Source organism: Cohnella suwonensis (assembly GCF_042655365.1).
GTDB lineage: Bacteria > Bacillota > Bacilli > Paenibacillales > Paenibacillaceae > Cohnella > Cohnella suwonensis.
Genome location: NZ_JBHSMH010000062.1, coordinates 43,258 through 64,733, shown reverse-complemented (window position 1 = coordinate 64,733; position 21,476 = coordinate 43,258). Strand labels below are relative to the sequence as shown.

Genomic DNA, 21,476 nt, shown 5'->3' with positions numbered 1-21,476 from the left:
CCAGCGCAGCGCCCGAGCGCCACGCGAGCGCCGCGCGCGGGGCGGGCAGTTGCACGCGCTGACGCAAGGACAGCGCGTTAAGCAGTGCGGCGACGGCGTAGGCGATCGCCATCGCGGCGGCGGCGCCGCCTATGCCGTGCGCGGGAACGAGCGCGATGTTCAGCATCAGCTTCAGCAGCGCGGCCGCGGCGAGATTGACGGCGGGCGACCGGAGATCGCCCATGCCCTGCAGCAGCGCGGCGCTGACCGCTTGAAGCGTGCCGCCCGCCGCGCCCAGCGCGATGAGCGCCATCGCGGCGGAGCCGCTGCGGTCGGCGAACAGCGCTTCGTTGATCGGCGAAGCGAGAATCACCAAGCCGACCGCGGCCGCGCAGCCGAACCACCAGGCGATCCGCAGCGCGAACGTCGCGCGCGAGGCGAGCTCGCCCACATCGCCGCGAGCGCGCGCCGCGGTGAACGCCGGCACGAGCGCCGCGGCCGCGCCTCCGGCCGCCATGACGACGAGCTGCAGCAGGGCGACTCCGCGGTTATAGACGCCGAACTGCGCCATCGACCACGCGGCGGCCGCGCCTTCTCCCTGCAGTAGACGAGGGATCGAGAAAGCGTCGATCAGCCCGAACAACGGCGCGACGACGGACGCGATGGCGACCGGAATAGCCACCTTCGCGATGCGCTTCACGAGCGCGATCCGGTCCTCGGGCAGCTTGACAAGCCTCTGCGCGCCTTCTCCCCCGCCGAAGCTCTTCTTCGCCCCCGTCGCTTGAATGACTATCGGCTTGTTCCGGGACAGCCATCCGCCCGACTGCCAAGCCATGACGGCCAAGCCCGCGATCGCGCCGGTCGCCAAGCCCCCGTGCACGGCCGCGGCCGTCGCCGGTGCCGACCAAGCGGCGCCCACCGCGATGAACAACGCCGCAAGCATGAACGCCACGCGGGCGGTCTGCTCGGCGAGCTGTGAGACGGCGGGCCGCAGCATCCGCATGCGCCCTTGCTCGTACCCTCTAAGCACCGCCGTCGCCGGGGCGAACAGCAAGGCGAGCGACGACATCCGAATCGCCGGCGCCGCATCGTCCAGCTTCATCCATCCCGCGAACACGTCCGCGCCCAGCCACAGCACGGCGAACATGACGAGTCCGCTTGCGCCGAGCAGCCCGAGCGCCCATCGCAACACCCGCTGCGCCCCTTCTTCGTCTTCCCGCGCCGTCCGGTCCGCCACGAGCGCGCTGACCGCGACCGGTACGCCGGCGGCGGCAAGCGTCATCCACATGATCGCCAGCGCGTATACCGCGCTATACAGGCCGAATACTTCGTCCCCGGCGACGTTCTGCAAGGGGATCTTCTGCAACGTGCCGATCACCTTCGACAACAGCGCCGCCCCGCCGAGTAACGCCGCTCCTTGCCACAACGCTTTTTTTCCGGCTTGCCGAGGCTCGATTTCGATTTTCATCCGATGTTTTCCCCATTCCCGAGACTGACGACAACCCGTTCCCGCTTCCCGCTCTCCGATGCATGGTTCGTGATTCGATTATAATCTAAAGCCGCGGCGTACAAAAGCTTGCCCGCCAGGGGAAGGCCCTTGCGACGGCTAAGCGGTCAACTGCTTCATCCACTTGCGGCTGCGGATGCGCAACAGACCGAAAGCGAGCCGAACGGCTTCCTCCAACGACAGGAAGAAGTAAACCCAGAACACCGGTTGCTTCCATACGAACGAGAGCAGCAGCCCGAGCGGTACGCCGACCGCCCAAGTGACGATCGACTCCATCGCGAAGACGAACTTGCCGTCGCCCCCGCTCTGCAGAATGCCGCCCGCGATGATCATGTTGGACACCTTGACCCACATGAATCCGGCGAACACCCAGATGACGTACGTACCAAGTCGGTTCGCTTCCGGCGAGACGTTAAACAACGACACGTAAAACGGCGACAACGCGGCCATCACCGCTCCGAACGCCAACGAGAACCACAGGCCGAACCTAATGCAACGAACGGCGATATCGTAAGCCTCTTCCTTGTCTCCCGCGCCCAGCTTGTTTCCGACCATGATTGCCGCCGCTCCGCTCAATCCCGTTAACAAGCCGATGCTTAAGCCTTGAAGCGGGAACGACAACGTCATCGCCGTCATTTCCGTCGTCCCCATCCGGCTGTAGATGACCGAATACGCGAATTCGCTTAGCACCCAGACGAGCTCCGCCAGCACGATCGGATACGTCGTTCGCGCGAATTTCGAGACGATGTCCCTTGGAACGCGGAACAGCCGGACCGGACTGACCGCCCCCGGCAGCCGGTAACGGTATACCGCTCCGATGATGAGCGCGCATTCGATCGTCTTCGAGATCAGCGTCGCGATCGCCGACCCTTCCAGACCGAGCTCGGGAAAGCCGGCATGGCCGAAAATAAGCAAATAATTCAGGACGACGTTAATGCCGACGACGACAATGCTAGCCACCATCGGGTACTTCGTATGGCCGGTGCTGCGCATGATCGCGGAATAGAGCAGCGTCAGCATCGTCGGCACGTAACTGATCGCCGCGATCCGAATGAACGAGCGGCCTTCGTCGAGCACCCGAGCATCCGTCGTGAACGCGCCCAGAATCGCCTCCGGAAAGCCGAATACGAGCAACGCGAACCCGAGCGACAGCACCGTTCCGACTATCAACCCTAATCCAAGAAACTTCGATACGCCCTCCCGGTCGCGCATTCCCCAATACTGGGCCGCGAATACGGATACGCCTGTCGCCAATCCCGATAAGACGACGCCTATTACGCCGTATACTTTACTCGCCATCCCAACCGTCGCGATCGCCGCGTCTCCAAGCTGGCCGACCATGAGCTGGTCCGTCAAGTAAAGCAGCGACATCACCAAGCTCTGCACCGCAATGGGAATCGCGAGCTTATACAGCTGCGCGTAAAACTCTTTTTTTCGAATCGTCATTATTTCTTGTCCTCCCCGTCGACCGTCGGCCCAAGCTCCGCGAACGCAAAAAAGGCACAACCCCGGTTTCATCGAGGTTGTACCTGAACGGTAGCATTGCCTTTAGTTTGGATACTATTGGAATGAGATGCACTTCCATCATAAGGCGGATCGTGCTTTTTGTCATTAGTCGGATTTCCTCGCCGCTTACTTCTCCCGACTCATGATTAGCGCACGCTCGCTCATGAATCTATCCGAGGGTTATCCCCGACTCTTGCATAAGTCTTCTTCACGTTATCGGAGAAGTATAGAAAAGGGACCGTCACGACGACGTAAAGCAAGGTTCTGAAGATATTCCGGTAAATATCTTTGTAGATAACGTCCTTATACGCGTCGGTCGCTTCGGATATGACTTGATTCGCGAACAAATCCAGAACCATCAAGACCAAATACGCGATAAACAAACCCTTAAGCATCGCCGGGAAACTTTTATGTTTCTTGAAGAGCAGCAAGATATTCAATAAAGAAAGACAAGCCAGGAGAGGCAGCACAATTAACTCCACAAGAAGAAGAATCGCCCATGGAACCGAGAAATCAAACATGAAGGAAAAATTCCCTCCCGAGAAAAACGGCGTAATCTCCCGCTTATAGTATCCAAGAATGTTTATAGGGAACAACAATAATACAAGAGTGCCAACAACGATAAACAGTGCCGGCCATTTCGGTTTTTTTGCTACGTCCGTCATTCGGTCGTCCATTCGCGGATTCTCCTTGAACTCAAATTTTCAAGCCTAGATGCGCGAGCCGATTACATCAATGAGCTCATCAAGCATAGGTTTCACGAACCCGATTCGACCTAACAAAGTAAAAAATCCAAACCAAGCCTACTCCGGCCCTAACGATAAACGCTGACAGTTCCGTCACCTCGATATCCGATGAAACAAACACATACGCCCATATCCCTACCCTGAACGCCTCGATGATCACAATAAACACTGGACTGTAGGATTTCTTCGCGAAGAGAAATACAATTGTCAGAATTCCGGTAATCCCTATAATCGCATGCGCATTCGCGCTGTCCACCATGGAACTCTGTATCATATCCAATGCGGGTGTAGATAAGATGAACGACTCCAAGAAAAAGGATCCAGCGTTACTTAGTAGAATCCAAATATTGGATAGTAAATAGATTAACAATACGCCTTTGATCCCTGTTCTCTGCATCTGCCCCTCCGCCATATAAATACAATAACTTTCCAGAAAAACCCTTTCATCTACTATATCGGCAGCCTTATGACCAAAATACATGCTTTCTTATTCAGTTTTGACAGTGGCAAAAGAAAACCACATGGAATTACACTCGCATGTGGCCTTGCTAGAGAGTCACGAAAAATTTTAAAGTAAGATTTTACTGCGAATTATTGTTGTCTTTTTCCTTTAAATACTTATCCAGTACTCTTCTTGAATAACTTCCCTCTGTAGGCACGAAACCAAACGTTTCATATGCCCAAACAATTTCTCTCTGTAACTGTCCTCCATCATTTTCATTTATAACTTCATAAAGAAAATCAACATTAAATTTGCCACTACTGCTCACTGTTAAACTAACTTGCTCCCATAATGTCTGTTCATTATCTTCAAAGCATTTATACAATATAAGCAAAAGACCACTTAATTCGGAGAGTAATTCGTCATAAATTTGTTGAGAAACATTGTATTTCGTTGGAATATCATTACCATCTACAATTGTGTTAGTATTCGATTCAACAAAATAGAAAGTTGATGACCAACTCGATTTTCCTTCTTCTACTTCTCCAAGGTAATAAAATTCATCCCAACTAGTTGGTATCATAGAATTAATTTTTTGAGCTATTTCTTGGTACAATCCTGCCAATTGATTTTCCATTAATTTAATCACCTCATAGATTTAGTATATTTTTGTAGAGTAAAAGGCTGGGTTTACCAGCCCCTTCTCATCAAACCGTACGTGCGGTTTTCCCGCATACGGCTTTCCGACGTTCTTCACCTTGCTCAGTACGGCTATCCCTAGTACGCTACGGTTTTCAGTCCGACTTTGGGTAGAAGAGCGTACACATTAACTCGGCTGGCTTTTCTTTTCTTATGCTTCTTGTTCCACCATAGACTCATTCGTCTGCGGATGTGCCAATCCACCTTTGCCAGAAAAACCCTAGCCATATTGGGATCAATCTCTGCGTAGTAGTTCTTCCACCCTTGTATAATCGGGTTCAGCCGCTTGATTAAATCTCCCAGTGAACATCCTAGTCGTGTACGCGGTGCGAGCTCTACTCTCACCCGATCTCGCATCTTCTTCATTGCCTTCTTGGAAGGGATGCTTCGAAGGAAATAGATCACTTTCCCGTTCTTTCCCCAGTACGGCATTCGCCGGTGGGTATGACCCAGAAAGTCGAATCCTTCTTTGCCTGCCCACAGGTTGACGAGTTTGGACTTGCTTGTATTCATCGTCAACTCCAGTTTCTGAAACACCGTCTTCAGTACGCTTATCGCTTCCATCGCTTGTTCTTTGTACCGACAGAGAATGACCAGATCGTCCGCATAACGGACGAGTGTGCCTACGTGTGCAAACTGCTTCGTCCAGATTGTGTCGAGATAGTGGAGGTATAGATTCGCAAGTAAGGGACTAATGACCCCGCCTTGTGGACTTCCTAGGACGGTTTCATGCACCTCTCCGTCTTTCATCACACCTGCCGTTAACCACAGCCGGATCAGCTTAAGTATTCTCTTCCCGAGTCTTGCGATCCATGAAGTCGTAGCGATAAGTCGTCGTCAAGCCGCCCGGTTTTCTCTCGAGCACCACGTTGCCGTTAGGATCGTATTGATATTCGAAAACATCCTGTCCGCTCTCCGGTCTCACGACGACCTTCTGCAGACGGCGGCCGAGCGCGTCGTAATCGTACGAGGTCAGCTGCGTATTGCCGTCCTGCTGGCTCGTCCGGTTCAGCTCCGAGTCGTACGTATAATGCGTGTTCGCCTGCGGCTCGACGACCGCCGTCAAGCTGTCTCGCTTATCGTAGTCATAGCTGACGGCACCGTACACCGGACGGACTTCCTCCAGCTTGTTCCCGGCGGCATCGTAACGATACGAGAACACGCCGGCGTTCGGGGTCGTCTTGGACGTGACTCGCCCAGCGACATCATAGTCGTACTGCGTCGCTTCTCCCAACCGGTTATATTCCGTATCCGTGCGGCCATCCAAGTCCAAGGAGAACCGTTGGACGTTCCCCAAGGCGTCTTTCTCCGTTAGCGTATTTCCGCGATAATCGTACGTCCATTCCGTGTCGCGCCCAAGCGGACGGCGCTCCGCCGTCATGAACCCTGCCTTGCTGTATTCGTACTTCGCGTAATGGCCGACCGGATCGGTCTCCATCATCTGCTGCCCTTCAGCGTCGTACGCGAATGTCGTCGTATGGCCGTTGCCGTCCACGGAGGCGATCATGAGACCGCGCGGATCGTAGCGATACGCGTTAACGATCTGTTCGCTGGATAGGGCCGGGCTCTCGTAATGCGTTTCTTGCACCATAGCCCCGACACTATCGAAAATAGACCGGACCACGTTGCCGTTAGGATCCTGCGTCACGACTGCATTGCCCGCGCCATCGAAGACGCTGCGCGTGACCGCGCTAATATTCCCCGGATTCAGCTGCGTCGTGCCTTCCCTGTACTGAATCGTCTCCGTCGTCACGCCCGCGAGGTCGTGGCGATATTCGGTAATGTTGCCCAGGCTGTCGATAGACAAGAGAACGTTGCCGGAAGTGTCGTAGATCGTCTGCGACTGGCCGCCGTCCGGCGCCGTAACCTTCGCTTGGCGACCTACGGTGTCGTATTCGTCCCGTTATGCAGTCTCGCATTCGGCCGGAAAGACCGCGAATCGGTCTAAAAAAGATAATATACCGAAAAACAGTCGCTCAGAACAAAAGGGCTTGGTAGCCGCACCTCCCTTCTCCCGATTCGATGCTCTTGCATCGCAGAAAAAAGAGGTGGTGGATTCCAAGCCCTTTCCGTTCGTAGGCCATTTCGGCCCTACTTTCATTACAACCGATTTGCGTGATCTTCCAGCCTTCCTACTGTAAACCGCTTTGAAAGGCGAAATCCCTATCCGGTACGCTTGCTTCGTCAGCCCCATCCCCAAACGCGAAGTAAAAAAGCAGGAGCGGAGAAGCGAGCGGAGCGCCCAGGTTTGGGATCGCCGGTAGGCGTGGCTCGCCCGGAGGGCGGCGGGTTGGCCGCCCGTGAGCGTGCTGGCGGTGCTGCGCTTGCCAGTCGCTTGCGGCAGGCTGTGAGTGGGGAAGCGGCCTGTCGAGTGCTTCCGTATTGGCCCTAATGTTTTGGAAAAGGATTATCGTTTAGAATTTTACATGATATTTTTTTTGCTGCCACGAAAATCGGTGGGCTTTCAAAATCTTCCACACCTATTTTAAAGATGTAATTCCCAAACTCTACCTTGTACTTTTGATTCATTTCAATTGTTTCATCAGCATTTGCTAATTCAATAAATACTTTGGACGTATCCGTATGCCATAAAAACAAAGTAGAAACAAAATACGGTTGTTCAAATTCAATATCTATCGCATACTCGTTACTGCTTTGATCTATGCTGCCTGATAAAACAATTTGCCCTGCGTTCATACGACAAAACTCAAAATCCATCCATAAACATTGACTTAAATAAGCATTGATTTTGTCAATCTCTGAATTAACCTCTTCTAAACTCATTAAAAACAGAAAAATCATCTCCTATGGTAAATCAATGTGTGTGTTCTTTGCTCCGGTAGCATTAAAATTGGGGTTTTGGGTTCCGTCCCTATAGGTCTCTTTCAAGGTACTTTCCTTGTACCACTTTCCATCCGTCCCCAAATACTCAGTGCCACTTCCCTGTACTTTAGGGTCAGAACTCGGGGCTGACTTTCTTGAAACTCGATAAATACTTCCAGCATTGGTGTGTTGACTATTGCTAGGGTGTATTCTTACCTCGTATACATAACCATCTGCTGTCCAAGTCTCTTTAAGCCCCTTGGGTACAGTTGTCATACCCTGTCGCCCTAACGCTTCGTCTAGGAAATCTTGGGGATTTGTAGAGTTGAGAAGATTCCTACCTGTACTACCATTCCCCGCACTCTTAGGGAGTATCTCCTTTACTCTGACTACTGTAGTACTAGGGCCACCTCCACCAGCGGGCTTTGGAACTGGTGGAGAAGATTTTCCAGATAACCCCCCTAGATTTGCTGCCTCCCCCGCTGCAAGTGTATATTGATACCACTCAAATCCTTCATTATCATAATATTCTTCCCAATACCCCATCAGTTTCTTTGTAGCTAATTTTGCCATGCCATCTGAATTTTCGGAATTATATTTACTTGTTTTGGTAGCTAGAATAAAAAAGTATTTAAATCGTTCATTATTCTTGTCAAAAGGAATAACCCTAGGAGACTTTTCTTGTTTATATGGAGGAGCATCCCATGGATATTTAAATTTTATCCCCCAGTATTTTTTGATTACCCAGTATACATTGTTTTTCGTACCAGCTTCACGAGCATAAGACATATCTGCTTCTAATTGTATCAGCTCAAGTCTTATTCTTTCTTTGTATTGCGCTGGAAGTAGGGCAGCAATTTGGGCATTAATAGTTTGAAACGTGGCATTGTAACGTGTCCCTAAATTATTTTTTTCACCAGGCCCTTCTGGAGAAGCAAGCTGATGCCCCGTAGGATCGACATAATTCACCGGATTATTCTCAACATAAACATACTGATTCAAGCTCTGAGGCTTTTCAATCTCCCCCTCATACGTATCCTCACTAATAAACCGAGCCGGGCGAGGGTCGTAATAGCGAGCTTGGAGATAGTAGTATTGCGTCTTCCGATCCCAATAGTAGCCGGCGTAGCGAATCGGATTCTCTTTCACAAGATCCGTCGTGATGTCTGCGGTCGGCTCGACGGTGTCGTCGGTCAGGATGGCGTCCAGCGCCGTAATGCCCGTCGAATCCGTTGTCGCTTCGGCGGCCGATGCGCTGGATTCAGTCGTGGCGGCATCGGTACTAGGCTGATTGCCGATCCCCGGATGATAGTCCGGATCGATATTGCCGCTGCCGTCTTCCGGCCCTTGCATGGAGCCCGGGGTGCCGTTGCCGGTGCCGAGGTCGCCGATCCAGCCGATGCCTTCGCGGACGCGCTCGCCGTTGCGGTTATACATGCGGGTAACGAGTCCCCATGCGTCGTACTCGTAGCGAGCCGCGACTTTACCGTCCTTGTCGGTAAGCGCCAAGACGTCGCCGTGGCCGTTGTACACGTACCAGAACGTCTCGCCTTTGAATGTAATCGACAGCGGTCGATCGTTCGCGTCGTACGTATACGATTTGCTAGATTCCTCGTCGTCATCGCCGCTTACGACTTCTTCGGTCAACACCCATGTATCGCCCTTATAGTGATAGGTCGTCGTTTGTTGGTCGCTTCCGGTGTGGTTGAATTGCGTCTTGGTCACGCGGCGGCCGAGCATGTCGTACGTGTATTTCTCGCCGAAGCCGTCCGGGAACGTGACCTTCGTCAGTTGCCCGCGGGCGTTCCACTCGTACTTGCTGCGGCTGTCGGTGAGCAAGCTGCCTGCGGCATCGTACTTATAGTCGTATTCCTCGTAACGGATCAGATTCTCACGATGAATGAGCTGATTACGAGAGTTATACGTATATTTCGTGCCGATGACGGTATATCCTTTGCCGACTTCTCTGATTCTCTCAAAAAGCTTCGTTTGCTCGCCCGGTGGCAAGTTTACTTCGCCGTTGACGATGTTATCGATGGCGGCAAGGATGTGCTCGATCTTGCCGGTCTCGAACAGCGAGTCGATCTCTAGATCCGATCCGTTCAACTTGCTCAGCTTCTTATACAGCCCCAGTTTCTTGCCGTTGCCGTTCTCCAGCGCTTTCATCCAGCCTTGGCCGTTCCCTTTGCCGTTGCCATTGCCGCAGCCATCGGCTGCGTTCGACTCTTTGTCCTTGCCGTTACCATTGCCGTTACCGTTGCCGTTACCGTTGCCGTTACCGTTGCCATTTCCGTTTCCGTTTCCATTCCCACCGCTATTACCATTTCCGTTGCCGCCACTGTTCCCTCCGCCATTCCCGTTGCCATTCCCGCCGCCATTGCCGTTCGCAGCTAGGAAATCCATGCTCGTGGAGGCAATCTTCACGCCGTCGATCGACGCATCCTTCTTGCCGTTACCGTTGCCGTTATCTTTGTCATGGCCGTAGGCATTGCCGTTATTGCCCTTGTCCGTGCAAGGATCATCATTCCCCGGCTCGGAAGGCTCTTCCGCTTGTTCAGGCATCTTCATGCCGAACGAAGCGAGCACCATCTCTACGAGCTCGTCCGACGTAATGACCTTCATCTTATCTTCCGCGACTCCCCGGATCGTCGTCTTACGGACGGTCCGGTTACCCGCGCCGTCGTACTCGTACTGCATGACGTCGCCTTCCGGCGTCTCGATGCGGATCAATTGCTCGCGATCGTTATACGCATACCCTGACTTATCCTGATGGTCCTGCATCCCGGTTATAAAATCGCGCGCATTATACGCATAACTGCTAGCATGCAGCCCCGTACCGCTCGCATCCGCCGTCTGCTGCGAGGCGACGAGATGACCCGGCTTGTACGTGATCGACGTGACCGTGCCGTTCGGATACTTGATGCCCGTTACATAGCCATCCGCGTCGTATTCGTACGTATACGTATGCCCATTCGAGTCCGTGTAGCTCGTCGGGCGTCCTGCGGCATCGTTCACGACTTCGGTTCTCTTGCCGTTCGTCGTCTCCGCAGACAGCTCGCCGTTCTCGTTGTACTCGTACCCGACGGTGTCTCCGTTCGGATAGACGACGCCCTTGAGCTGGTTGTTCTCGTAGTACGTGTAAGTTACCGTGCCGTCTGCGTTCGACTTCGACAGCACGTTCCCCGCCTTGTCGTACGTATAGGCCACCCATGTGCCGTCGCTATAATCTTCCCGAACCTTGTGATCCATGAAGTCGTAGCGATAAGTCGTCGTCAAGCCGCCCGGTTTTCTCTCGAGCACCACGTTGCCGTTAGGATCGTATTGATATTCGAAAACATCCTGTCCGCTCTCCGGTCTCACGACGACCTTCTGCAGACGGCGGCCGAGCGCGTCATAATCGTAAGAAGTCAGCTGCGAATTGCCGTCCTGCTGGCTCGTCCGGTTCAGCTCCGAGTCGTACGTGTAATGCGTGTTCGACTGAGGCTCGACGACCGACGTCAGGCTATCCCGCTTATCGTAGTCATAGCTGACGGCGCCGTACACCGGACGGACTTCCTCCAGCTTGTTCCCCGCGGCATCGTAACGATACGAGAACACGCCGGCGTTCGGGGTCGTCTTGGACGTGACCCGCCCGGCTAAATCGTAATCGTACTGCGTCGCTTCTCCCAGACGGTTGAATTCCGTATTCGTGCGGCCGTTCAGGTCCAGACTGAACCGCTGTCGGACGGTTTTTCTATTTGAACTGATCTCTATTGAAGTGCTGAGGCAAAAAGAAACCACATGGAGTTGTTACACTCGCATGTGGCAACAATGCCTAAACCAATTAAGTTCAAGAGAAATTATACTTCAGAAATATATAGTTCTGATGCTTCACCATCTTCCTGATCGGATTGGAAACTGAAGTTGAATCCATTATCAATATACTCCAAAGCGTAGGCCGTAATTTCTTCGGAAGATATCCAAGTTTTTTTCACTTTTTTTTCTCCCATTATCTTCTTTATTTCCGCGAAGTTCATACCCGGCTTTGCATCTCTTACACTGATACCGCTACTATTCGTGTCTGAATTTATCAAAATGTATACAGGGAATGAATCTTCCGAAAAATCCGGATAAATAATGGTAACTCCTAAATTTTCAACGAATACACATGGAAAAGTCATATGTGACTCCATAATTGCAATCGTATCTTCACTACTATCAGTTTTTGATAATTTGAGAGCATCTCCCCTCTTGATATTCAAAAATTGATGGATAACTTCAAAGGTATTATTACTATCATTGGGCTTGGAGTAATTACTTGATGTAGGTACATTATTAGTTGATTCTTTACTTTGTACTTGCTCGCTTGTTTGCTGTGTTTGCTGAGTAATATCATTACCATTCTTATTTAAGCAAGAAGATTGCAAAACAATCACTATTAAAAAAATTAGTATTCTCAAAGCGTTCATTTCAAATCACCATCCTTTAAAAAGACATGAATATTTTATGCCAATCATCTAATGGATGCGAACTTTGTGGTGGAAAATCAACCCATGGCGTGTATTTTAACTTTGCGTACATTACAGCGTTTACGGGTAATACATATTGTCCTTTCTCCATGTATTTAACATATTTGGGATTTTTCTTTTGCCAGTCCTTGGTTTTTTTTCCGAAAACAGCAGTGGTCTCAGGATAAGGTTTCATGTCGCGATTTACAAGCATAGGCTTTAAACCACCGTTTACCTCCATTTTTTTACCTATTTTATAATGTTTAATATACGTATTTACTACTATTGCCAGACCCCCCTTTTCATTTTCCGCAAATGATGAGGGATTTCCACCTGGGCCAACTCCAAAAGCTTTGTCATATCTTCCATTTTTGACCCAATTTTGCTCTTGTGCAAGTGTCGCTAATATCACCTTTGGATTTACTTTTTTCTTAACTGCAAATTCGTGTATGGCTTTGTCGAAACCTCTTTTTACTAATTCAGAATTGCGTTTGTTTAGTATCTCAGATATCTGTTCCAAATCAAGTGCGCTTGAATTCTCGAATTCTTCATCAGAAATTTTCCATTGTTTTTTTACAGTATTCCCATTTTTGTCTACATAAGTGTATGTTTCGCTATAGGTCGACTTATTACTATCACTATCTTGTTTAGGTTGTTGCGGAGGAGTTGGACGAACACAATTTTCTCCATTCTCGTCACAGGCACTATGCCCACTTGGATCCGTATATTTCAACGGATTATTCTCCACATACGTATAGAGATTCAAACTAAGCGGATTGTTAACCTTACCCTCATACGTATCCTCGCTAATAAACCGAGCCGGGCGAGGGTCGTAGTAACGGGCTTGGAGATAGTAGTATTGCGTCTTCCGTTCCCAATAGTAACCGGCGTAGCGGATCGGGTTCTCTTTCACGAGATCCGTCGTGATGTCTTCGGATGGCTCGGCGGTATCGTCGGTTAAAATGCTGTCCAGCGTGATTCCGCCCATTGCTGGTGTAGCTTCTTCAACGGTGGCGCTTGTCTCGGTGGTCGAGCTCTGGCTCTGATCTTTCGCTTTACCATTGCCTTTACCGTTACCGTTTCCGTTGGTCTTATCTTGGTTGCCAATCCCCGGATGATAGTCCGGATCGATATTACCGCTACCGTCTTCCGGCCCTTGCATGGAGCCCGGGGTACCGTTGCCGGTGCCAAGGTCGCCTATCCAGCCGATGCCTTCGCGGACGCGCTCGCCGTAGCGGTTGTACATGCGGGTGACGAGACCCCATGCGTCGTACTCGTAACGGGCGGCGACTTCGCCTTTTTCATCGGTGAGCGCCATGACGTCGCCGTGGCCGTTGTAGACGTACCAGAACGTCTCGCCTTTGAATGTAATCGACAGCGGTCTATCGTTCGCGTCGTACGTGTACGTTTTGCTAGATTCGCCGTCGTCGCTATCGCCACTTACGATCTCTTCGGTCAGCGCCCACGTGTCGCCCTTGTAGTGATAGGTTGTCGTCTGTTGATCGCTGCCGGTGTGATTGAATTGCGTCTTGGTGACGCGGCGGCCGAGCATGTCGTACGTGTATTTCTCGCCGAAGCCGTCCGGGAACGTGACTTTCGTCAGTTGCCCGCGGGCGTTCCACTCGTACTTGCTGCGGCTGTCGGTCAGCAAGCTGCCTGCGGCATCGTACGCGTAGTCGTATTCCTCGTAACGGATCAGATTCTCGCGATGAACGAGCTGATTACGAGAGTTATACGTATATTTCGTGCCGATGACGGTATATCCTTTGCCGACGGAACGAATCCGTTCAAAAAGCTTCGTTTGCTCGCCCGGCGGCAGGTTGACTTCGCCGTTGACGATGTTATCGACAGCAGCGAGGAGATGCTCGATTTTGCCGGTCTCGAACAGCGAATCGATCTCTAGATCCGATCCGTTCAACTTGCTCAGCTTCTTATACAGCCCCAGCTTCTTGCCGTTGCCGTTCTCCAGCGCTTTCATCCAGCCTTGGCCGTTCCCTTTGCCGTTGCCATTGCCGCAGCCATCGGCTGCGTTCGACTCTTTGTCCTTGCCGTTACCATTGCCGTTACCGTTACCATTGCCATTTCCATTTCCGTTTCCATTTCCATTCCCACCGCTATTACCATTTCCGTTGCCGTCACTGTTCCCGCCACCATTGCCGTTGCCATTCCCGCCGCCATTGCCGTTCGCAGCTAGGAAATCCATGCTCGTGGAGGCAATCTTCACGCCGTCGATCGACGCATCCTTCTTGCCGTTACCGTTGCCGTTATCTTTGTCATGGCCGTAGGCATTGCCGTTATTGCCCTTGTCCGTGCAAGGATCATCATTCCCCGGCTCGGAAGGCTCTTCCGCTTGTTCAGGCACCTTCATGCCGAACGAGGCAAGCACCATCTCGACGAGCTCGTCCGACGTTATGACCTTGTTCTTGTCCTCCGCCACGCCCTGAATCGTCGTCTTGCGGACGGTCCGGTTGCCCGCGCCGTCGTACTCGTACTGCATGACGTCGCCTTCCGGCGTCTCGACGCGGATCAACTGCTCGCGATCATTATAAGCGTAGCCGGACTTGTCCTGATGATCTTGCATCCCGGTAATAAAATCGCGAGCGTTATACGTATAGCTGCTAGCGTGCAGTCCCGTGCCGCTCGCATCCGCCGTCTGCTGCGTGCCGACAAGGTGTCCCGGTTGATACCCGATCGATGTGACCGTGCCGTTCGGATACTTGATGCCCGTCACGTAGCCATCCGCGTCGTACTCGTACGTATACGTATGCCCGTTCGAATCCGTGTAGCTCGTCGGACGTCCTGCGGCATCGTTCACGACTTCGGTTCTCTTACCGTTCGTCGTCTCCGCAGACAGCTCGCCGTTCTCGTTATATTCGTACCCGACGGTGTCTCCGTTCGGATAGACGACGCCCTTGAGCTGGTTGTTCTCGTAGTACGCGTAGGTTACCGTCCCATCGGCGTTCGACTTCGACAGCACGTTCCCCGCCTTGTCGTACGTATAGGCCACCCATGTGCCGTCGCTATAATCCTCCCGAGTCTTGCGATCCATGAAGTCGTAGCGATAAGTCGTCGTCAAGCCGCCCGGTTTTCTCTCGAGCACGACGTTGCCATTAGGATCGTATTGATATTCGAAAACATCCTGTCCGCTCTCCGGTCTGACGACGACCTTCTGCAGACGGCGGCCGAGCGCGTCGTAATCGTAAGAAGTCAGCTGCGTGTTGCCATCCTGCTGGCTCGTCCGGTTCAGCTCCGAGTCGTACGTATAATGCGTGTTCGCCTGCGGCTCGACGACAGCCGTCAAGCTGTCTCGCTTATCGTAGTCATAGCTGACGGCACCGTACACCGGACGGACTTCCTCCAGCTTGTTCCCGGCGGCATCGTACTGATAAGAGAATACGCCGGCGTTCGGGGTCGTCTTGGACGTAACCCGCCCGGCCGCATCATAGTCGTACTGCGTCGCTTCTCCCAGTCGGTTGAATTCCGTATCCGTGCGGCCATCCAAGTCCAGGTTGAAACGTTGAATCTGCCCAAGCGCGTCTTTCTCGGTAAGCTTGTTCCCGCGATAATCGTACGTCCATTCCGTATCGCGCCCAAGCGGACGGCGCTCCGCCGTCATGAACCCTGTCTTGCTATATTCGTACTTCGCGTAATGGCCGACCGGGTCGGTCTCCATCGTCTGCTGCCCCTCGGCGTCGTACGCGTACGTCGTCGTATGGCCGTTGCCGTCCACGGAGGCGATCATGAAACCGCGCGGATCGTAGCGATACGCGTTAACGATCTGTTCGCTGGATAGGGCCGGGCTCTCGTAATGCGTTTCTTGCACTATAGCCCCGACACTGTCGAAAATAGACCGGACAACATTGCCGTTCGGATCCTGCGTCACGACGGCATTGCCCGCGCCATTGAAGACGCTGCGCGTAACGGCGCTAATATTCCCCGAGTTAAGCTGTGTCGTGCCTTCCCTGTACTGAATCGTCTCCGTCGTCACGCCCGCGAGGTCGTGGCGATACTCGGTAATGTTGCCGAGGCTATCGATGGACAGCAACACGTTGCCGGCCGTGTCGTAGACCGTCTGCGACTGGCCGCCGTCCGGCGCCGTAACCTTCGCTTGGCGACCCAAGGCGTCATAGAAATACCCCGTCACGCGGTCTCCGGAAGCCCCGCTTCCGCCGTCGTTGCGATCGATCGATTGCGTCAGTCGGCCGTGCTTATCGTAGGCGTTAATCGTAACAAGCCCCGAAGACGATACGCTCCGCGCGAGATCCCCTTGCGGCGTATAGCTGTAGGTCGTCGTCGCCCATTCGCTGCCGTTCAACTGGCGGCGCTCCTCGCGCACGTTGCCCCACGCATCGTTCGTATACTCAAACTTCTGGACGGCCCCGGAGAGATCGACCGCCTCGGTCCGCTCCGTCATGCGTCCGTACGCATCCAGCTTGGACGCGACGACTTGCCCTTCTTCGTTCACCGAACGCTCGTTCCCGCCAAAAGCGTTATACTCGAACGTCGACACGTCTCCCGCTTCGGAGACGGTACGTACAAGTTGCCCCGCGGCATCGTAAGAATCCTTGCGCGAATATACGGCGGCCACTCCGCTTGCATCCACGGCCGGGGTCAAAGTCTCGACGGTGCGCCCCGAATAGCGGTATTCCGTCTTGTTCCCTTTACCGTCCGTCGAACTGAGCATGCGGCCCAGCTTGTCGTACGTATATTGCTGACTCTGAAGAATCTCGTTGCCTTCATACCACGCGTCGTCCTCACCCGTCTTCAGCAACGCCCCGTTCCATTGCGGAATCGGCCCGCCTACGGAGGCATCCGTCACTTGTCCATTGCCGTCGTAGACGTAGCGCATCCATGACCCGTTCGGGCGTTTCTCTTCGACGAGGCGTCTGGCGCTGTCGTACCGGCTCTCGGTCACCGCGATTTTCTCCGTCATGTCGCCGGAAGTCGCCGTTACATTACCCGGGAACACCGACTTGACGAACTGCTTCTGCTGAACGACCCGATCCCACGCGTCGTAGACGTATTCGACCCGTCCGCCGTCCGCGGCGATGACCGCCTTCTGCCGTCCCGTTGCATCGTATTCGATTGTTGTCGTCAAGTTGTCCGGCGACACGACTGTCTTAACCGGTTGCCCGGCTTTGTTGAACCATGTCTCGGTCGTCTCGCCCCGCGAGTCGGTACGCTTTACGACAAGCCCGCGGCTGTCGTACTCGAATGTTTCCTCCCGCTGGCCTGCCGTACCTTCCTCGAGAGGCACCATCACCTGCGACAAAACATTCCCTGCGCCGTCTACTTTATATGTCGTCTTCGTTAACCCATCCGATTGCTCGATCAGGTTCCCGCCATCGTCGTATTGATAGTTTTGAACGATCGATTGAGTTGCATCGTTCTTGTCCGTCTGAGTGGCCTTCGTCGTTCGACCCCAAGCGTCATACTCGAAGTCTTCGACCAGGCCCGTCGGACTTTCGCGGTGCTTCAAATTACCGATGCCATCAAACGTTTGCGTCACCACCGTTTTGTCCGCTGTGCCGGCATCCGTCGTGATGGTCCGCTGGTTGCCGTTCTGATCGTTCACGTACGTATTGCGGGAGCCGTCCGAAGTGACGAAACCGTTCACGTCATACGTATAGGTGAAAACGTTGCCTTCGGCATCGGTGCGTTTGGAAAGCTGCCCCAAGCTGTCGTACTCTTCAACCGTTACGATTTGCGCATCGTCATTCACTCCGGCCGGGTCGACCGCCTGCTGCGTCGTCGTGCGCTTCAGGATTTTGCGGAAGGCTTTCTCCAGATCGTACTTCACGTCATAGTCGAGCGGCCCCGTCTCTTCGATCAGGTCTTGGTCCTCGTCGTAAACGTAATGCATGATGCGCCCGGACGGGCTCTGCTCCGCGATCACGTTGTCGGCGTCGTTGTAGCGGTATCTTGTGGTACGGTTCAGCGGATCCGTCATGCGGATCAGATTGTTCCCGCTGTAGGCGTACGTCGTGGTCGCCTGCTGCGGTCCATCCGCGGTCTGCACCGTTTCCGTCATCTCCGTCGGATGCATAGCGGCATCCCAAGACAACTTATAGCTACGTCCCGGCTGACCGACCGTCGCAGTGTTCGAATCGTAGTCGGCGCTCAGGAATTCTTCCGTATTGTCTTGGGTGCGCGTCAAGCTCATGCGGGTGACGCGGTTCTGATGGTCATACGACCAGACGGTCGTGACGGATTTCGGCGTTTCTCCCTCGATTGCAGGATCGTTCGTACCATTATCGATGACTTTGACGATCCGGTGCAGCAGTTTGTCGTAGACGAAACGGGTCATTTTACCGAGTTCGGGTTGTGCCGGAACGGGCGAAGGCGCACGGTAACCGATCATCATGCCGTCTTGGTCGTAGAGAAAGAAAAATTTGCGTTTGTTGCCGCCGACCTCATTGCCGAGCCCATCGACGTCCGCAATGACAGTGGATTTGAGGTCACCTGTATCCGGCGCGTAGTTAAAGTAAGCGATCGCGCCCTGTTTGTGATCCCATACTTCCGTAATGCGATTATCCGTTCCGTACGGGGTCGAAACTTCATCCCACCGGAAAGAGAGCTGCGTCGTATAGCGATCCTGAATCAGCCAGAAGCGGCCGTCGTTATGGAAACGGTAGCGCAGTTGATTCGGCCACTCCAGAATGAAGGCATCTCTATCGTCCGAGCTGGAATCTGGGTCGAACCTCAAGTTCGGATAATGCTGCTGCTGCCCGTTGGCATAGGTAACGTAATCTTTATCGCCGACCTTCTTAAACCAATACAACGTCCCGTCGAACCCTTGCCATGTGATGTTGTCGTCATCCCATTTGGTTAGGCGAGAGTCCAGGCTGAAGCTCCAACCGTACCCGAGCTTCCCATTGATCCGGTTCTGGTGGTTGTACGTCAAATAAAAGTTCAAATCGGTGCCCGCCTGCTGCTGCATGAACCCGTCGAACTTCTCGGTTCCATTACCGGTGGCGAGGTTGATGCGCACGTCCTGCCCGGAGACGACACCGTCCGCGTGCGGCACGTTGTCCGCGTCGCCTGTGCCCGAGACGTACGGGTACGCTGGCAGCGTGACGGACGTAACATGGTTCGCTGCGTCCGTTGCGGTAATCGTCAGCGTCTCCCCGTCGCTTGGCTGGAAGGAAACCGCGTCGCGCAGCGGTTGTTTGCTAGTCCAGGTTTTCGAAACGTTAGCTGCACCCGAAACAGTCAGCTTGGACAACCCGCCGACGAAATCGTGCGCTTCCACGGCAAGACGGCCTCCGCCGAGCGGATGGATGCCGACGATGTCCGGCGCGGTCCGGTCGAGCACGACCAATTGCTTCTCCGAATCGTAGCTCGGAGCGGTCAGCTGCGTCTCCGTCGGATCGTCGCCAGGTTTGGCCGGCGGCTTCACGAACGTAACTTCCGGTGCATCCGCCGATAGCTCCCAGAAATAATAGCCATCTGGGAGAGCTTTCCCTGTATCGTCAACCGCTTTCCATACATATGTATTCGTACCGTTGACGTCAACCCGATCGTTGACCAACGTATAGGTCTTCTTCTGAGCCACGTCTTCCAGCTTCACTTTGACCGTGTAGCCCGAAGGCGGAGCTCCCTGCGGGTCACCGTATTGGGCTTTCTGGGCGGCAATCCACTTCTGAAGCGTGTCGTTCCACGAGAACGTCATTTTCTCGTCCTCGTCCGTCAAATAAGCCGGCGTGTCGGCTGCCTTCAAGTTCGGTCCGCCTGAACCTGAGCGTATCGGTCCGACGTCCGGATGCGCTTCGAGCACCTTGTCGCCGGTAAACGTGTAATATTGGGGCGTTTCCGTTATGTCAGGCCCGTCGACCCAAGCTTCGCCGCCCGAGCCTGCGGTCAAGTCGGCAAACGCGTCGCCCAGCCTGTTCGCCGCGTCCGCCCATACGGCGGCCGGAGCCAATCCAAACAGCAAAGATACGATGATTGCCAAAGCTAAACTGCGGACACTGCGCCTACTTTTCCTCATTCTCTTACACACCTCTACCTTTTGATATTCGAAAAAAGAAAAAAGCCGCTACGCCTAAGCGTGCGGCAACGTAAATGATCGATGCGGCTGCAACTTCGGCGGTCTGGCGATCCAACGTGGGACCCATGACTTTGCGCCCCCACCTTGCGGTGGGTTTGCCTTTATCGGTGTTTCTTATGTTCCTGATTATACCAGAAATGTGCGACTTGGGAATCGTATTTTGCAAATTATTGTAGAATCGTGCCATTTATTCGGGATGAACGTCCTGTGCTCATGGTCGCAAAACAGATCGCTAGTGGCGGTGACGAACGTGCGTGTAATGGATCGATTATAACTAGTCGGCAACGGCGTCACCCTGTAATGTGCCCGCGCATCGTCACTTCGCTTCGGGTGATTCTCGCTTGAATAAAGCGCATCAGCTAGTGATCTGGGGGAACGCTATTTCGGCGAATCGCGCAAACGTCCGTCCCTCGTCAGATAAGTTGATGTCATCGCTTTATCAGCAGGCCGGCCGACAGCGTCGCCGCGCAAAAAAGACCCGAGCCCCGCATCCGTTCGATGCGTCCAATAGCCCGGGTCTTGCGAGTGCGCGCGATACTTCCGCAAAGCTTCTTCAGCGTCCGGAGGGCGCCGAGGACTTCTTCCCGCAGCCGTCAGGCCGCGTTACTGCTCCATTTGCTTCGCGAGGAACCCCGCGGCCGTCTCGACCATCTTGCTCTCCATCTCGCCCATGGTCACTTGATCGTCCTTGCTGAGGAGGACGACGGTGCCGATCGGGTCGCCGCCGGCGACGATCGGGGCGACGACGAAGGCGCCGATCGTCTCGTTCCCGTCCTTCAGCACCTCGTAATTGCCCGTGCCGGACTCCAGCACGATTTTGCGATTCTCCATGCAGTTCTCCAAGACGTTCCCGATCGCCTTGTCGAGGTACTCCTTCTTCGAAGCGCCGGCCACGGCGATGAAGGTGTCTCGATCGGATATCATGGCGATATGCCCCGTGCTCTCGGAAAGGGATTCCGCGTACTCCTTGGCGAAATCGCCCAATTCCCCGATCGGGGAATACTTTTTGAGGATGACTTCGCCATCGCGGTCCACGAAAATTTCTAACGGATCGCCCTCCCGGATCCGGAGCGTGCGACGAATTTCCTTTGGAATAACGACCCTGCCTAGGTCATCGATACGGCGTACAATCCCGGTTGCTTTCATGCTCGTGTTGCCCCACTTTCATTGGTGTATTCGCACAGCGGCCGCCGGCTTCGAATGACTTGCCGGCCTTTATGACGAACGTTAGTACAAT

Annotated in this window: 12 protein-coding genes and 1 riboswitch; all 12 genes read right to left on the bottom strand. The window is 53.6% G+C overall.

What is annotated here, in order from left to right:
* Nucleotides 1-1,447, bottom strand: a 1,447-nt coding sequence (locus tag ACFPPD_RS17185; RefSeq protein ID WP_378082699.1) for an oligosaccharide flippase family protein, incomplete at its 3' end; no start/stop codon positions are given.
* Nucleotides 1,448-1,585: 138 nt separating this feature from the next.
* Nucleotides 1,586-2,932 (bottom strand): MATE family efflux transporter, encoded by a 1,347-nt coding sequence (locus ACFPPD_RS17180; protein ID WP_209749964.1) that lies wholly within the window; start codon nt 2,930-2,932, stop codon nt 1,586-1,588.
* A 221-nt stretch (nt 2,933-3,153) separates the two neighbouring features.
* Nucleotides 3,154-3,657, bottom strand: a complete 504-nt coding sequence (locus ACFPPD_RS17175; protein ID WP_378082702.1) for a DUF2569 family protein — start codon at nt 3,655-3,657, stop codon at nt 3,154-3,156.
* 79 nt (nt 3,658-3,736) lie between these two features.
* Nucleotides 3,737-3,997: a DUF2569 family protein gene (locus tag ACFPPD_RS17170; RefSeq protein ID WP_378082701.1), complete on the bottom strand. Its 261-nt coding sequence runs from the start codon at nt 3,995-3,997 to the stop codon at nt 3,737-3,739.
* 322 nt (nt 3,998-4,319) lie between these two features.
* A complete protein-coding gene (locus ACFPPD_RS17165) occupies nt 4,320-4,817 on the bottom strand; it encodes an immunity protein YezG family protein (protein WP_209749967.1) in 498 nt (165 codons plus the stop codon).
* A gap of 140 nt (nt 4,818-4,957) precedes the next feature.
* Entirely contained in the window at nt 4,958-5,629 is a 672-nt protein-coding gene (locus tag ACFPPD_RS17160; protein WP_209749968.1) for a reverse transcriptase domain-containing protein, read from the bottom strand.
* Nucleotides 5,630-5,660: 31 nt separating this feature from the next.
* Nucleotides 5,661-6,686, bottom strand: a complete 1,026-nt coding sequence (locus ACFPPD_RS17155) for an RHS repeat protein (RefSeq protein WP_209749969.1) — start codon at nt 6,684-6,686, stop codon at nt 5,661-5,663.
* 581 nt (nt 6,687-7,267) lie between these two features.
* The gene (locus tag ACFPPD_RS17150) at nt 7,268-7,663 is read right to left on the bottom strand and encodes a hypothetical protein (RefSeq protein ID WP_209749970.1); all 396 of its coding nucleotides are present in this window, start codon (nt 7,661-7,663) and stop codon (nt 7,268-7,270) included.
* A gap of 21 nt (nt 7,664-7,684) precedes the next feature.
* Complete coding sequence (locus ACFPPD_RS17145; protein WP_209749971.1) at nt 7,685-11,482, bottom strand: RHS repeat-associated core domain-containing protein; 3,798 nt, start codon at nt 11,480-11,482, stop codon at nt 7,685-7,687.
* 59 nt (nt 11,483-11,541) lie between these two features.
* Nucleotides 11,542-12,150: a hypothetical protein gene (locus ACFPPD_RS17140; protein ID WP_209749972.1), complete on the bottom strand. Its 609-nt coding sequence runs from the start codon at nt 12,148-12,150 to the stop codon at nt 11,542-11,544.
* 16 nt (nt 12,151-12,166) lie between these two features.
* Nucleotides 12,167-20,143, bottom strand: coding sequence for an RHS repeat-associated core domain-containing protein (locus ACFPPD_RS17135; RefSeq protein WP_209749973.1), 7,977 nt, complete (start codon nt 20,141-20,143; stop codon nt 12,167-12,169).
* A gap of 130 nt (nt 20,144-20,273) precedes the next feature.
* Nucleotides 20,274-20,349: riboswitch (cyclic di-GMP riboswitch) on the bottom strand.
* Between the two features lie 493 nt (nt 20,350-20,842).
* A complete protein-coding gene (spoVT, locus tag ACFPPD_RS17130) occupies nt 20,843-21,385 on the bottom strand; it encodes a stage V sporulation protein T (RefSeq protein ID WP_209749974.1) in 543 nt (180 codons plus the stop codon).
* Nucleotides 21,386-21,476 lie beyond the last annotated feature (91 nt).

Bases quoted from the DNA above. Each gene is read 5' to 3' on its own strand.
- ACFPPD_RS17180 (WP_209749964.1), bottom strand. From the start codon at position 2,932: ATGACGATTCGAAAAAAAGAGTTTTACGCGCAGCTGTATAAGCTCGCG.
- ACFPPD_RS17175 (WP_378082702.1), bottom strand. From the start codon at position 3,657: ATGACGGACGTAGCAAAAAAACCGAAATGGCCGGCACTGTTTATCGTT.
- ACFPPD_RS17170 (WP_378082701.1), bottom strand. From the start codon at position 3,997: ATGGTGGACAGCGCGAATGCGCATGCGATTATAGGGATTACCGGAATT.
- ACFPPD_RS17165 (WP_209749967.1), bottom strand. From the start codon at position 4,817: ATGGAAAATCAATTGGCAGGATTGTACCAAGAAATAGCTCAAAAAATT.
- ACFPPD_RS17160 (WP_209749968.1), bottom strand. From the start codon at position 5,629: ATGAAAGACGGAGAGGTGCATGAAACCGTCCTAGGAAGTCCACAAGGC.
- ACFPPD_RS17150 (WP_209749970.1), bottom strand. From the start codon at position 7,663: ATGAGTTTAGAAGAGGTTAATTCAGAGATTGACAAAATCAATGCTTAT.
- ACFPPD_RS17140 (WP_209749972.1), bottom strand. From the start codon at position 12,150: ATGAACGCTTTGAGAATACTAATTTTTTTAATAGTGATTGTTTTGCAA.
- spoVT (WP_209749974.1), bottom strand. From the start codon at position 21,385: ATGAAAGCAACCGGGATTGTACGCCGTATCGATGACCTAGGCAGGGTC.